We start from the raw sequence: 13,154 nt of genomic DNA, 5'->3' as shown, positions 1-13,154 counted from the left end.
AAGCCTGAAACCCGTAAAGCTGAAAAATGCGCTGAACATTCACTCTTTGTTAGCCCAAGGTAGTTCTTTCCAAGAAAACATCACTATGCCAATTGCCAAAATTATTACAGATATCAACTGAGATGTTGACAGAATTCCGACGCTGCCCCTGTAATCGTTTCTAAAGAATTCTATTATGAATCTTCCCACACTATAAAGAATGAGGTATAAAGACCCTACCTTCCCCGTTCTCCGGTCTTTTTGAGCATAAAATAACAATACTATCGCGATCAAGAAGTCTCCTGCACTTGAAAACAATTGGGTTGGTATAAGTTTAACTCCATTAGGTGCAAAAGATGAATTGTGAAAAACTATACCAATGAGGGAATCTGTTTCACGTCCATAGCAGCATCCGGCAAGAAAACAACCAATTCGACCAAATCCTTGTGCCAGTGCTACGGATGGCGCTGTTAAATCAAAGTATTGAAAGAAATTAACTCTTTTTGATCTACAATACATCATAGCCGCTAATATGCCGCCAATTATGCCTCCATATACTACGAAACCGCTCCCGGATACAATCCGCATAGGTTCATTGAAAAAGGCATTTATTTCTACTAAACAATAAAGCAGTTTTGCTCCAATAAATCCGAATATAAGGGTTACAACTCCTAAACTATACACGAAATCTCCATCAAACCCTCTTTTTTTTGCCCGTTTACCCGCTGTTATCAAAGCGCATAAGATGCCGATCCCTATCATTAGCCCGTAGCCGTGTATTGATATGAAACCAATATTAAATATTTCGTTATACATGATTATAACCTCACAAAATTGAATGCTATCTGTGTTCGTTTTTTACTCTGGGCATTATTCAAAACCCACTCTTTTTTTATCCGCTATTGTTTGAAAAAATCATTATCATAAAGATGTTTTATTATGACTACGGTAACAGGCAGAGCAAGTATTCCGATTAATCCGAAGACCTTTAATCCGATATATATGCATATTAACATGACAAGAGGATGCAGCCCTATTTGTTTTCCTACCAACTTGGGTTCCAATATATTACGGACTATAATTATGATGAGGTATAATACCGCAAGCCCAATGGCAAGCGGTATATTACCTTTTATAAGTTCAATAATGAACCATGGAACGACAACGCTACCCGTACCAAGCACGGGCAGTATGTCGATGACGGCAATCAAAGCGGAAATGGTAATTGCCCCGTCCACCTTCAAGATAGAGAGCCCCACTGCAAGCTCAATAAATGTTACGGCCATCAAAATTGCATAAGCTTTGACATACTTTAAACCGATGCCGGTGGCAAAAGCTTTTATCTCAGCCAAAAGGTTTTGTTTTTGAGACGGAAACAACTTAGCAATATACCCTGTAATTTTATTGTAATCCATAGCAAAAAACAGGGATGAAATGACCGCAAATATGATAGATAGGAACAGCCCTGGTACAAAAGATGCCGAGGATGCTATGAACCCAATCGTCTTTGAGGAGATACTGGAAATGAACGATCCCACAGATTGAGATAAAGAATCTGCCATATTTTGAATTGCCTGGACCATCATAGGATCAAGTTGGGCTGTTATTCTTTCTGCATTATCAAAGATTTCATTAATTGCAGGCTCAATATCCATCGCATATATTTCTGGGAGCTTGATGATACCATCTTTTAGCTCGGCAAGAAACCTTAAACCGATCCAGGATACAAAAAAGCCCGACACACTATAGAATAGCATAATCAGGATAACCGCAACAGCCTTTTTGTGAACATGCAATTTTTCTGATGTAAAATTTATTACCGGCTTCAAAAGCAAAGCCACTATAAAACCAATAATAAATGGCATCAATAAGCCAAGTACATATTTTATTACAATAAATACAATAGCGATAATCAAGGCAAAGTAGATGAAATTAATAATGAAACTTTTTTTCTTTTCTATGGTCATACTTTTATTGTCATAAAACATGATCAGAAGCTTGTACAGGGCCGTGTGCTCTGAAGTATTCCAAGAAGCGATTTTGTAAGCTCATCTTTTGCCTTGATATATTCACAATAGACCCTTTCCGCCAGGTTAATCGCAGGTAGCCGTCGCCGGAGAGAATTTTTTCACTGATAACCCGCATATCCCGGAACCATTCCAGCGTAATCAAAGGCTGGCCGTTTTCCCCTCTTATATTGCACGCAAAGGTATATACGGCGTCCCTGCACGTATCCGAAACGCCGTTTTCGGCGATATATACGCAGAAGAGATTGCCGAGGCCGATCGCGGAGCGGATATATTCCAGAGTAGTCAATTGCTTCATAGTATCCTCGTTATAATTTACATGGAAGCCATATAAGCAGTGGTTCTGTTTTAATAGCCGGAATGCAGTTTTATCACTTCCACAGCTAAAATCCGTACCCATTATCTGTACGGAAATCATCATATTATGGATTTTGCCGAGAGACTTGGCAGTTTGCTCCGAAATTAAGCCGGGAGATACTTTCAATATGAACAGGCATTCATCAAACCGTTTGGCGATTTCACATATGGTTGGTATATCGTTCTTTTCGTGCGGACAAGCGATATAGCTGTGAATGCCCAGTTCCCGCCCTTCCCCTATGAAATGCTCCATCTGATGAAAAAAATCTGCATTGGATTTGTAGATATCAAAAATCAGAAGCCAGGGAATAGGAACCCCTAAATAATCCTGCTTTTTTTTCAGCTTGTTGGCCCCATATACCAGGCTGCTGTATCCCAAATTCAGACCGACTTTTTTTATCGTATCGTTGTTAACATCGGAAATCATTCTTTTAAGCAGCGAATTATAAGGATTATTTGGATTGGCAATGACCTTTTTGGCGGCATTAAAAAACCATTTCTGATTTTCGCTTGTTGAAAAAAGCAGGCCCAAATCAATCAAATTCCTTATGCTGCGGTTTGTGTTGCTTTTCATATCTTCCATAGCTTTGCTGACCGCTATATTGATTGTCCGCCTTATCAGCCTATGCTGCAACTCCAACACCGACAACTCCCTTCCATAACCAAGTACATTATTTAATATACCCCAAAGCGGGGAGGCGCTCTATTGACAGACATCTGCATGTGTAAAGAATCTTTACACATGCTTTTTTTGTCTAATTACTCAAAATATGCTCTATGCTACACTTTCCCATAGATAAATTTGATTGGAGGCGTGTGGCATCATGAACAAAATTATCGGTTCTACAGGGATGAAGCTGGCATATGCGTACTTAAATTCAAATCCTGAAAAAAATATGCCCAAACTCATGGATTGGGTAGACCGCCTTGCTATAAATAACGCAATGGAAGGGCAGCGTAAGGCGGTCCGCAAGATCATCGAAGATAAGGACAACAACGGGTATAAGCTGATTTCCAGTATGTGGACAGACATTGATCCTGGGGTGCGTAAGGCGTTTTTCAATAACTTCATATTGAATGAAACCTTCATCGGAGGGTCCATACAGGAGAGAAACCGGGAAAAGTACGGCTGTAATATACCATGGGCCATCCTGATGGACCCCACCTCGGCCTGCAACCTCAAATGCACAGGCTGCTGGGCGGCGGAGTATGGCAATAAGATGTCCATGAGCTATGAAACACTGGATGGCATCATTCAGCAGGGTAAAGAACTGGGTGTATATTTCTTCAACTATTCCGGCGGAGAGCCTCTTGTCCGCAAAACGGATATTATACGTCTTTGTGAAAAGCACGGTGATTGCCAATTTCTTGCGTTCACGAACGGCACGCTGATTGATGAGACGTTTGCTGACGAAATGCTGCGCGTCAGGAATTTCATACCCGCCATTAGCATTGAGGGTTTTGAAGACGCGACGGATTTCCGCCGCGGCAGGGGCACTTATCATGCGGTTATCCGTGCTATGGAGGTCCTCAAACGAAAAAAACTCCTCTTCGGCGCTTCCCTCTGCTATACGCGGTATAACACCGAGGCGATCGGCAGCGAAGAATTTTTTGATTTCTTGATCGACAAAGGGGTGAAATTTGCGTGGTTTTTCACCTATATGCCGGTGGGGGCGGATGCGGCGACCGATCTGATGGCAACCGCCGAGCAGCGCGAGTTCATGTATCGCCAGATCCGTCATTTCCGCCAAACAAAGCCGCTGTTCACCATGGATTTCTGGAACGATGGAGAATATGTGCAGGGCTGCATCGCTGGCGGACGCAGGTATCTGCATATTAATGCCAATGGGGATATCGAGCCATGCGCGTTCATCCATTATTCGGACTCCAATATTCATGAAAAAACGCTTCTTAAGGCGCTGCAGTCTCCGCTGTTCACACAGTACCACAGGAACCAGCCCTTTAACGACAACCACCTGCGGCCCTGCCCTCTCCTGGACAATCCGGGCAGACTGACGGCGATGGTGGAAGCATCCGGTGCGACCTCGACTGATTTCGTCAAACCGGAGGACGTGCATAGCTTGAGCGGTAAGTGTGTGAATGCCGCTGAGAAATGGGCTGTTACTGCGGAAAGGCTGTGGGGTGAATCACACAACTGCGCCTGTTGCGCGCAATGCGGTGATGAGGCTCAAAAGGCCGTCGGTTGAAAGAAACCGGCGCTTTCCTCCAGTCTCAAAAACTCATTCTGGCGTACGCTTGCCATAAAAGCGGCTGCCGTGGTGCAGGGGGTTTACTATGATAAATGATTTTATTATTTTCACTGATGCCGCATCGGACCTTCCGACAGAATTGATTGAGACCCATGGAATTTCTGTTTTACCTATGTGTTTTGAAATAGACGGTAAAAGCTACCGTCATTATCCTGACGACAGAGAACTCGGATATTCCAGGTTTTATCAGATGCTTCGCTCTCTTCATGTTAATAAGGAGGGCCATCTCATCCTGAAAGAGAAAGTGCGAGGCCGCCGCAAATCCCTTGTAGAGTTTGCCGACCATATGGAAAAATTCTGTGTTAGCCCGGAGAAGCAGACGATTTTCATCGGCCATGGAGACTGCATTGATGATGCAGGTACCCTTGCATCTATAGTTGAGCAAAGATTTGCCCTAAAAAATATAGCTGCAAGCTATATAGGACCAATTATTGGGGCGCATACCGGACCTGACGTGGTGGTTTTGAGCTTCTTTGGCAGTGAAAAATAGCCTGAAAAAGAGGATGAATCAATTGTTTATTTTAGCAAAATACTTTTTATGGTTTATTGCATATAGCTTTTTGGGATGGGTCTATGAATCCGCAATTTGCTCAATAAGTGAACGAAGCCTTGTAAACCGTGGATTTTTGAATGGCCCTTTATGTCCGGTATATGGTTTTGGAGCATTAGCTTCCATATTTATGTTGGATATGAGAACAGACAATCTTATTATTCTGTTTTTTGCCGGAACGCTTATAGCCTGTACGGTTGAATATATCACCGCAGTTTTGCTGGAAAAACTGTTTGATGCAAAATGGTGGGATTATTCTAATTACTGGTTCAATATCCAAGGACGTGTCTGTCTTATAGGGGCCGTAGTTTTTGGTGTTCTCGCGGTGCTGCTTATCAAGTATATTCATCCGTTTGCCGGAGGCCTGATTGGCCAACTGCCTTCTTGGTGGCAGATTGTTTTATCAATCGTTATTTTTATTTTTCTCATGCTGGATTTGTATATAACTGTGCGTCATCTTCTGGTTCTGAACAGCAGACTGAAAAAGATGCAGTTGGCAATAAACCAATTTTTGAAACAGTACGCACAACAGGCTGGAGAACTTAAAGAGTCTATTATGAACAAATTTGAAAAAAGTGAATTTTATAACGAACGTATTAAATCTTTAATCAGTCTAAGTCGGTTTCAGAGTATAAGAATTATTAGGGCGTTCCCAAGCTTGCGATTCATCAACTATGATGATGCATGGCAAAAGCTTAAAAGCATTTTGTTAGGCTCTGATAGCAGGAATTAGAAATTCGCGTTTAAGGGGCTATATGCCCAAAGAGGGAAGATAATCGATCCTCTGGCTGATAAGCTTCTGGTTACATCAGCTTTGATTTGTTTAGTGCAACTAGGCAGTATTGCGGGAGGGCTTGCCATAGTAATTCTGGCGAGAGAATTTGTAATTACCAGCTTAAGATCTATTGCGGCTAGAGACGGTATAATCATTGCTGCAGAAAGATCGGGAAAAATAAAAACAGTATTGCAAATGTTGGCTCTATCGGTTATTTTGCTGCGCAATTGGCCTTTTTCAATTTTCACCGATTTACCTATCGGAGATTATTTGCTTTGGCTTGCTGTAGGCATGACCTTGTATTCGGGAATTGAACATATTATTAAAAATAAAACATTACTTCTGCCAAAAAGTTCAAGAATGAAAAACAGCCCAATATTCAGCACTATAGCAAAAGTAAAGCTGAACATAGGGCGTTTATTGATATACAGCTACTGTATCAAGAAAAGGTGAAAATTTTAGGTAAGGCGAGGAGTGATTCTGGTGACAAAAACAACGATTGTAGGGGCCGGTAGTTGGGGTACGGCTTTATCATATTCATTGGCATCCAACAAAAAAAAAGTAACTCTCTGGGGAAGAGTAGAGGATGGGATCAATGAGGTAGCAGAAAGTAGGCAGAATCCCCGTTTCCTTCCCGGCGTTATTTTGCCGCAGGAAGTAGAAGTGTCCAACGATCTGGAGAAAGCCCTTGCCGGAGCAAAAAATGTTGTACTGGCTGTGCCCTCTCATATCGTACGGGAAGTAACACATAAAATTGCCGGTTTTTTAGAGCCTGGCTGTATCGTTATCAACGTAGCCAAGGGGATAGAAACGGAGACCTTACTGCGCTTGTCTCAGGTGATTGAAGAAGAGCTCAGCGGTAAAAACACTCATATTTCTGTCTTATCCGGACCCAGTCATGCCGAAGAAGTCGGACGTGGCGTCCCCACAGCTGTAGTGGTGGGCGCTAAAACTCGCCAAGTAGCTGAAAAAGTACAAGATCTCTTTATGTCTCCGCTTTTTCGGGTCTATACAAACCCTGACCTGGTGGGAATCGAATTGGGTGCAGCTTTGAAAAATATCATCGCCTTGGCTGTTGGAATCACGGAAGGTCTGGGCTATGGTGATAATTCAAAAGCGGCACTGATCACTAGGGGTTTGGCGGAAATCACCCGTTTAGGTGTGGCGGCCGGAGCGAACCCGCTGACCTTTGCAGGACTGACGGGTGTGGGTGACTTAATCGTAACTTGCACCAGCATGCACAGCCGTAATCATCGTGCCGGTATCCAGATTGGGCAAGGGGTTCCCCTGGATGTAGTCCTGGAGCGGATGGGTATGGTTGTGGAAGGTGTGAGGGCTACCCAGGCAGCTTATCGCATGAAGGATGTTTATCAGGTCGCTATGCCTATCTGCGAGGAAACATACAATGTCCTCTTTAATAAAAAAGACACCAAAGAAGCGGTCATGGATCTGATGCTACGTCAACGTACGCATGAGGTCGAAAAAATTGTGATGAATCCACCTTCTTAGCCAAGTGGATTAAGCTTTGACGTGTTTCTCGGACGTGCTGGAGTAAAAACCTCACTGTTGAATTATAAAGTAACTAATTTATTGGAGGTAAATTCTGTGTCCTTGCAGGACTACAATTAGCTTTTATGCAAGATAACTGAATAATTGCATATAGAGTGCTATGTCGAAAAGGCGTAGGCTGCAAGGAAAACCTTGCAGCCTACGCCTTTTCATTGTCGCTTTTTGCTGGATACGAAGGAAAAACAACAGCTTTTGTTATTAAAAGGAAGACAATATTAAAAAATTATTTTTCCAAAACCCTGTATTTCGTCTTTCTCATTTTAATGTATAGGGCGAGAGGGCAAGAAAGCTTCCCCCTTATGGTCTTTGATAAGTGAATAGGTGTCTTTCCGGCACGTTCCCCGTATGCCCTGAAAAGGGAAGCCAGATTGCAGGTACGCCAAGACCACCTGTCCGGCGTCAGTCCGGATTACAGCCGATGTATCCCTGCTGTCATGGATTGGATGAAAGTAAGGTGCGAGCGATCAATACCCGTGCAATGATAAATGCCGGTTGCATTTAAGGTGAAACATACGGAGGGATAATGATACTTCCGTCCAGCCACAGTCCGAGCGTTCACAAACCGTCGCAGGCAATGGGGGCGGCCTGTCAGTATGGGGGGAGGTGAAATTCCTATGAGGACGATCAGCCGCCGTCTGCCGGATAAGCCCGTAAAACGATGGAACCGAAACAGAATGTGGTATAGGGTATGTCCTATTAAAGCGTATATCGCTTGTATTTTTCGCCGGAAACAAGGTTTTCTGGGACCCATCGACCTTGTAGACGACTTTTCTCAGTTTTCGGGATCGGTCCTGCAAGATTTCTCGGGGGAACTTCTGATTGTAACGAGCTTTTGTATGTGTCGCATCGACAATGATCGCTTTACTTTGGATAATGCCCTTTTCGATTGCAATTTCCACGGTCTTATTGACCAGCATGTCGAGCAGATTCAGGTCCTTCAACCGTAGCTTTCGGAACTTGGTTAACGAACTGGCGTCTATTACCGGGTCTTCCGGTGCAATACCAAGAAAATACTTGAAAGACATATCGTATTTAGACCGCTCAACGATATCAACATCGGATAACTCACATATTGCTTTGAGCAGCAAGTACTTGAACATCCGAATCGGATCAATCGCATTTCTTCCGTTATCCAAACAGTAGTTCGCTTTTAGCTCCTCATACACACAGGAAAAGTCAAATAATTCGTTAATTTATCGCAGCATGTTATCCTTGGGAATAACCAAGTTATAAAGTTCAAGATATGGACTTACGATCAGTGTTTGCTGTGGTTGAATCATTTGGCTCACCTGCTCCACTTAACAATGTTATCAAAATCCAAGGCAAATCAATTTCATACACATAGAGAGCTATGCCAAAGATGAAACCATCCCCTGGAAGCGGATCATCCTTGCGGAAGGAGCAAAAGGCCCTATTATCGCCGAGGTTAAATACTTACGCTGTGTAGCTTCTTCCAGTACAACAAAATATGGTAACTATGTGGCGCCCACAGGATGGGTATGGCTTTACAAATGTAGAACAAATTGTTTCAACCCTTATCGGGCCAAGCAAAAAGACCACCCAAACTGCCTCTTAAAAAATAATAAAAAGGAAAACGGAGCCTGGTTTGCATGGGGCTGACTGATACTGACTATCTGTTTAAGAATCAGTACAACGACTAGTTCTTAAGCAGTCCTGTTTTGACCCAGGAACATGACAGCCAGCATACCCGGACCGGTATGCGATCCTACTACGGGTCCCGTATAATTAATTATAACGTCTTTTGCATTTACTTTATCAATGATTATCTTTTTAAGAAACTCTGCATCTTCGAAACAATCTCCATGACAGATAAAAATAATTTGCTCCTCAGAATTAATAATTCTTTTTTGCAGTTCTTCCGCTAGGACATTAAGAGATTTTTTTCTGCCCCTAACCTTTTTTGCAAAGGTAAGTCCCCCTTGATTATCGACAAAAAGAATTGGTTTAACTTCTATTATTGTTCCAAGAACGGCAGTCGTACTCGAAATTCTCCCTCCCCTTTTTAGGTGATTCAAGTTATCTACCGTAAACCAATGATTGACTTTAAGTTTATTGCTCTCAACCCAAGTAATTATCTCTTCCTTTGATTTTCCTTGTTTGAGCATTTCGCATGCATAATAAACAATTAATCCTTGCCCTATCGTAGCACTTCTGGAGTCAATCACCACAATATCCGCATTTGGATTTTCATTCATAATGATGCTTCTTGCAATTAGAGCGTTAATATATGTGTGGCTCAAGGCGGAAGAAAAACCAATATAAATAATTGAGTATCCTTCTACTATATATTTTCTAAAAATTTCTTCAAAGGTAAAAGGTGTAATTTGAGAGGTTGTAGGCATTTCCCCCATACGTATTTCATTATAAAATTCCTTATAGCCCATTGACTCACCTAAGTCATCAGTATAGCTTTTACCTTTAATATGAAATGTAAAAGGCACAATAACTAATTCATTTTTCCTAAGATATTCTTTTGGTAGATCAAAATTAGAATCAGTAATAATCTTTATCTTCATATAGATTTCTCCCATAATATTTTTTTTGACACTTCACCTTGAAAAATACAGCTAATTTTTAGCTTATAACTCATATTCAAGAAAACAGAAAATCCCAATTCAGGATTTATGGGGCACCCTAATAAACTAATAGATGCGGCAAGATCTTAGCGACTAATGGTAATTTTTTTGTCGTACTGGACAAACCTACCCTGGTATGAGACAATAGTGTGGGCAAAATGTAAGATTCAGGAGGACCCGCTATGTTGAATATATTTGACGAAGATCCAGTGCTATTGTGCGGTAGGGAATTTACAGTTCTAGAACTGCAAAATATTCAGGAAACGGTGCGTATGTTTCCCCTTCTTAGTCAGCGGGAATTGGGCTTAACAATTTGCGAGAATTTAAATTGGATTGCTCCTAACGGTCGGTATAAGATTGATGCTTGCCGACAACTCTTGATTAAATTAGAAGCACAAGGTGCGCTGAGATTGCCAGACTTGCGGAAAACCCTCCCAGGTAAGAACACAGTTATCCCAAGTGTACGCACTGATGCTAGGGACTCATTTGTAGGCACGCTTTCTCAGTTTGAGCCCATTCACCTAGAAGCTGTACGTAAGATAGAGGACGTCCGCCTCTGGAACGAGTATGTTATGCGTTATCACGTGCTAGGATATAAGCGTCCATTTGGTGCCCATCAAAGGTATTTTATCGTGTCACAGACCGGTTCAGAATACCACCGTGTGGGTTGTCTGTTATTTGCCGCCTCTGCTTGGGCATTGGCCGAACGGGATAACTGGATTGGCTGGAGCCAGGGCGATCGAAGTCAAAGGCTGCACTTAGTAGTAAATAACACCCGCTTTCTAATTTTTCCTTGGATTAAAATTAAGAATCTTGCCAGTAAAGTCTTGTCTATGGCAGTTAAACAGATTGGCTACGACTGGCAGGAACGCTATGGGTATAAACCGGTTTTACTCGAAACCTTTGTGGATTCAGCGAAATACAGGGGTACCTGTTACAAGGCAGCGAACTGGATGTTCATCGGCGAAACGGTAGGCCGGGGTAGGATGGACCGTAATACGCAATATCTCTCCAGCCCGAAAAAGATTTTCGTTTACCCTTTGGTTAAGGATTTTCGAGGGAAATTAAGAGTTAAATCAGGACAGGGAGATAGCTCAGATGCCTAAAAAGCAAGACTTTTCACGCTTCACACCGTCCACAATATGGTAGCACTGGACAAACTTCAAACAGTGTAGTATGATATTTTTAAAACCGCTTGCCAAAGTGAGGAGAGATGTATCATGCAACTAGAGAAAATTGATTTGAAGAGTGTGCGAACCTATACGGATGGCCGTTTTCAACTTTTTGTTGGATTGTGTGAAAAGATAGGCTTGCCACAAATTATTAATAAACATATGGAAAAGGCAACAGGTCGCCCCATGGATATTCCTCCTGGTATTGAAGCCATGATTTTAATGGCACCAATGGCAGAAGAAGGGTACAAGCCCCTGTATCAATTGAATGATTACTATTGCACCAAGGATTTGGAAGGTATTTTTCACTTTCCAGTGAAAGAGGAACAAATTAAAGACGACCGCTTTGCATATTTTCTGGATGTCTTCTATGAGGCAGGGTGCCGTAAGATCTTTTCGGAGATCTGTGCCAACGCTTTGCTGAGCTATGGAATACGAATCAAGAACATCAACTATGACACCACATCGTTTGTGATGTGGGGAGACTATGAAACCGTAGAAGGTAAGACCGGAGTGATAACCATTGATTTTGGCCACAGCAAAGACCGTCGACCCGATAAAAAGCAAATTAAGCTGGCTATAGGGACAGGAGACGGAACCATTGTAGATGCTAAAGTGTTATCAGGAAATGCCGACGACAAGACTTTTAACCAGGAGAATATCGCCGACGCAGCGGAACTTTTGGACAGGCTTCATGTCGACAAGAGCGATTTTTATTATATTGCCGACAGTGCCTTGTTTAGTAAAGATAACATCCAAAAGATGAAAGCAGCGAAAATGAAGTTTATTACCCGGATGCCGGATAATGTCAAAGAAGCAAAGGCACTTATTGAAAAAGGGTTCGGTGAAAACGGCAAGAAGGTTGTTTACCGGAATGCTCACAACAAGGATGTGGGGTACGTTGTCGAGGAAAGCACAGGAGTCTATCAAGGACACGCCTTAAAATATGCGGTTGTCTACTCCACTGCTCTTGAGCCAGCCAAGGTCAAGAGCACTGAGAAAAAGGTTCAGACCGAAAAAGATCGTCTCGATCGCGAGATCAGGAACTATCAAAAACGAATCTTTGCATGTGTAGAAGATGCAGAGCGGGAAATAGCGCTCATACAAGATAAAAAGCTATTAAAGGCTAACTTTCACAGCATCAACGTAACAACGAAATCTGTGGAAAAAAAGCGGCGGGGTCGTCCGTCTCTGGATCCATCAAAAAATCTGATGACCACTGATTACCAGCTTTATATTGCCTGTCAACAAGACGGTACCTTAATCAAAGAGCATATCCGTAAGGAAAGTACGTTTATTTTAGCGAGTAATGATCTTGAACTTTCTGCGGAGGCCATGCTTCTGGAATACAAGACCCAAAGCAATGTGGAAAAACGATTTCAGCAATTGAAAAATCCGCATTTTGTCAATTCACTTTACCTTGACAAGCCGCAAAGGGTTGAAGCACTGGCCTATCTCATTCTATTAACCATTATGATACTCTCAGTGATGGAACAAGTGGTAAGGAAAGGTTTAAAGGAAGAAAATGAAACGGTCGTTGGCACTGGAAAAAAGATCAAAAAACAGCCGACACAGTTGATGATCCTGCGGATATTTTATAATATCTTGTATCAGTACTATATTGATAATGGGAAAACGGTAAGAAGGTTACTTGAACCACTCAACGACAGCCAAGCGAAGATCGTTCGTTATTTAGGCATACCAGAATCAGCCTTTGCTTGGAATAGCGTATAGGTCGAATCGTTAAAATTACCATATTAAAACATTCAAAATCATCCCCGGTGTTTTCTTGAATATGAGATGTAACATGGAAAAGTTCCACTTCAGAATTAAACTGCTTTGCTAGTTTTAATGCAGT

11 protein-coding genes and 1 pseudogene are annotated in these 13,154 nt (G+C 42.2%); 7 read left to right on the top strand and 5 right to left on the bottom strand.

The window, feature by feature from the left end; genetic code table 11:
• Positions 1-39: 39 nt before the first annotated feature.
• From AC6I5A_RS07440 to AC6I5A_RS07430, 3 genes are all read right to left on the bottom strand, one after another.
• Entirely contained in the window at positions 40-795 is a 756-nt protein-coding gene (locus AC6I5A_RS07440) for a prolipoprotein diacylglyceryl transferase (RefSeq protein ID WP_034613680.1), read from the bottom strand.
• Positions 796-878: 83 nt separating this feature from the next.
• Positions 879-1,967, bottom strand: coding sequence for a sporulation integral membrane protein YtvI (gene ytvI / locus AC6I5A_RS07435; protein WP_497900582.1), 1,089 nt, complete (start codon positions 1,965-1,967; stop codon positions 879-881).
• Positions 1,957-3,003: a hypothetical protein gene (locus AC6I5A_RS07430; protein WP_497900581.1), complete on the bottom strand. Its 1,047-nt coding sequence runs from the start codon at positions 3,001-3,003 to the stop codon at positions 1,957-1,959. The genes ytvI and AC6I5A_RS07430 overlap by 11 nt, the downstream gene beginning before the upstream one ends.
• Before the next feature lie 184 nt (positions 3,004-3,187).
• Between AC6I5A_RS07430 and AC6I5A_RS07425 the strand changes: the two genes are divergently transcribed.
• The 5 genes from AC6I5A_RS07425 (at position 3,188) to AC6I5A_RS07405 (ending at position 7,467) form a co-directional block, all read left to right on the top strand.
• Positions 3,188-4,570 (top strand): radical SAM protein, encoded by a 1,383-nt coding sequence (locus AC6I5A_RS07425; protein WP_034613674.1) that lies wholly within the window; start codon positions 3,188-3,190, stop codon positions 4,568-4,570.
• 88 nt (positions 4,571-4,658) lie between these two features.
• On the top strand, positions 4,659-5,123 hold the full coding sequence (locus AC6I5A_RS07420; RefSeq protein ID WP_034613671.1) for a DegV family protein: 465 nt from the start codon (positions 4,659-4,661) through the stop codon (positions 5,121-5,123).
• 22 nt (positions 5,124-5,145) lie between these two features.
• On the top strand, positions 5,146-5,916 hold the full coding sequence (locus AC6I5A_RS07415; protein WP_497900580.1) for a putative ABC transporter permease: 771 nt from the start codon (positions 5,146-5,148) through the stop codon (positions 5,914-5,916).
• Between the two features lie 39 nt (positions 5,917-5,955).
• A complete protein-coding gene (locus AC6I5A_RS07410) occupies positions 5,956-6,411 on the top strand; it encodes a CDP-alcohol phosphatidyltransferase family protein (RefSeq protein WP_497900591.1) in 456 nt (151 codons plus the stop codon).
• Between the two features lie 30 nt (positions 6,412-6,441).
• Positions 6,442-7,467, top strand: a complete 1,026-nt coding sequence (locus tag AC6I5A_RS07405) for an NAD(P)H-dependent glycerol-3-phosphate dehydrogenase (protein ID WP_034613667.1) — start codon at positions 6,442-6,444, stop codon at positions 7,465-7,467.
• Positions 7,468-8,234: 767 nt separating this feature from the next.
• Here AC6I5A_RS07405 and AC6I5A_RS07400 read toward each other — a convergent pair.
• Both AC6I5A_RS07400 and AC6I5A_RS07395 read right to left on the bottom strand, forming a co-directional pair.
• A pseudogene (locus AC6I5A_RS07400) lies at positions 8,235-8,807 on the bottom strand (transposase); the annotation flags it as partial.
• 384 nt (positions 8,808-9,191) lie between these two features.
• Complete coding sequence (locus tag AC6I5A_RS07395; protein WP_034613665.1) at positions 9,192-10,064, bottom strand: DegV family protein; 873 nt, start codon at positions 10,062-10,064, stop codon at positions 9,192-9,194.
• Positions 10,065-10,306: 242 nt separating this feature from the next.
• On the opposite strand from AC6I5A_RS07395, the gene AC6I5A_RS07390 reads away from it, so the two are divergent.
• Entirely contained in the window at positions 10,307-11,230 is a 924-nt protein-coding gene (locus tag AC6I5A_RS07390) for a Druantia anti-phage system protein DruA (protein WP_052167954.1), read from the top strand.
• Positions 11,231-11,344: 114 nt separating this feature from the next.
• Entirely contained in the window at positions 11,345-13,030 is a 1,686-nt protein-coding gene (locus tag AC6I5A_RS07385; protein WP_034613662.1) for an IS1634 family transposase, read from the top strand.
• The last annotated feature ends 124 nt before the right edge of the window (positions 13,031-13,154 follow it).

This window comes from Desulfosporosinus sp. Tol-M2, assembly GCF_059735615.1.
The sequence above is the reverse complement of the archived record's forward strand: the minus strand, read 5'-3'. Positions and strand labels throughout refer to the sequence as shown.

What these genes read in the sequence shown, in the direction of transcription:
- ytvI (WP_497900582.1), bottom strand. Translation starts at nt 1,967, where the DNA reads ATGTTTTATGACAATAAAAGTATGACCATAGAAAAGAAAAAAAGTTTC.
- AC6I5A_RS07385 (WP_034613662.1), top strand. Translation starts at nt 11,345, where the DNA reads ATGCAACTAGAGAAAATTGATTTGAAGAGTGTGCGAACCTATACGGAT.
- AC6I5A_RS07440 (WP_034613680.1), bottom strand. Translation starts at nt 795, where the DNA reads ATGTATAACGAAATATTTAATATTGGTTTCATATCAATACACGGCTAC.
- AC6I5A_RS07390 (WP_052167954.1), top strand. Translation starts at nt 10,307, where the DNA reads ATGTTGAATATATTTGACGAAGATCCAGTGCTATTGTGCGGTAGGGAA.
- AC6I5A_RS07395 (WP_034613665.1), bottom strand. Translation starts at nt 10,064, where the DNA reads ATGAAGATAAAGATTATTACTGATTCTAATTTTGATCTACCAAAAGAA.
- AC6I5A_RS07420 (WP_034613671.1), top strand. Translation starts at nt 4,659, where the DNA reads ATGATAAATGATTTTATTATTTTCACTGATGCCGCATCGGACCTTCCG.
- AC6I5A_RS07425 (WP_034613674.1), top strand. Translation starts at nt 3,188, where the DNA reads ATGAACAAAATTATCGGTTCTACAGGGATGAAGCTGGCATATGCGTAC.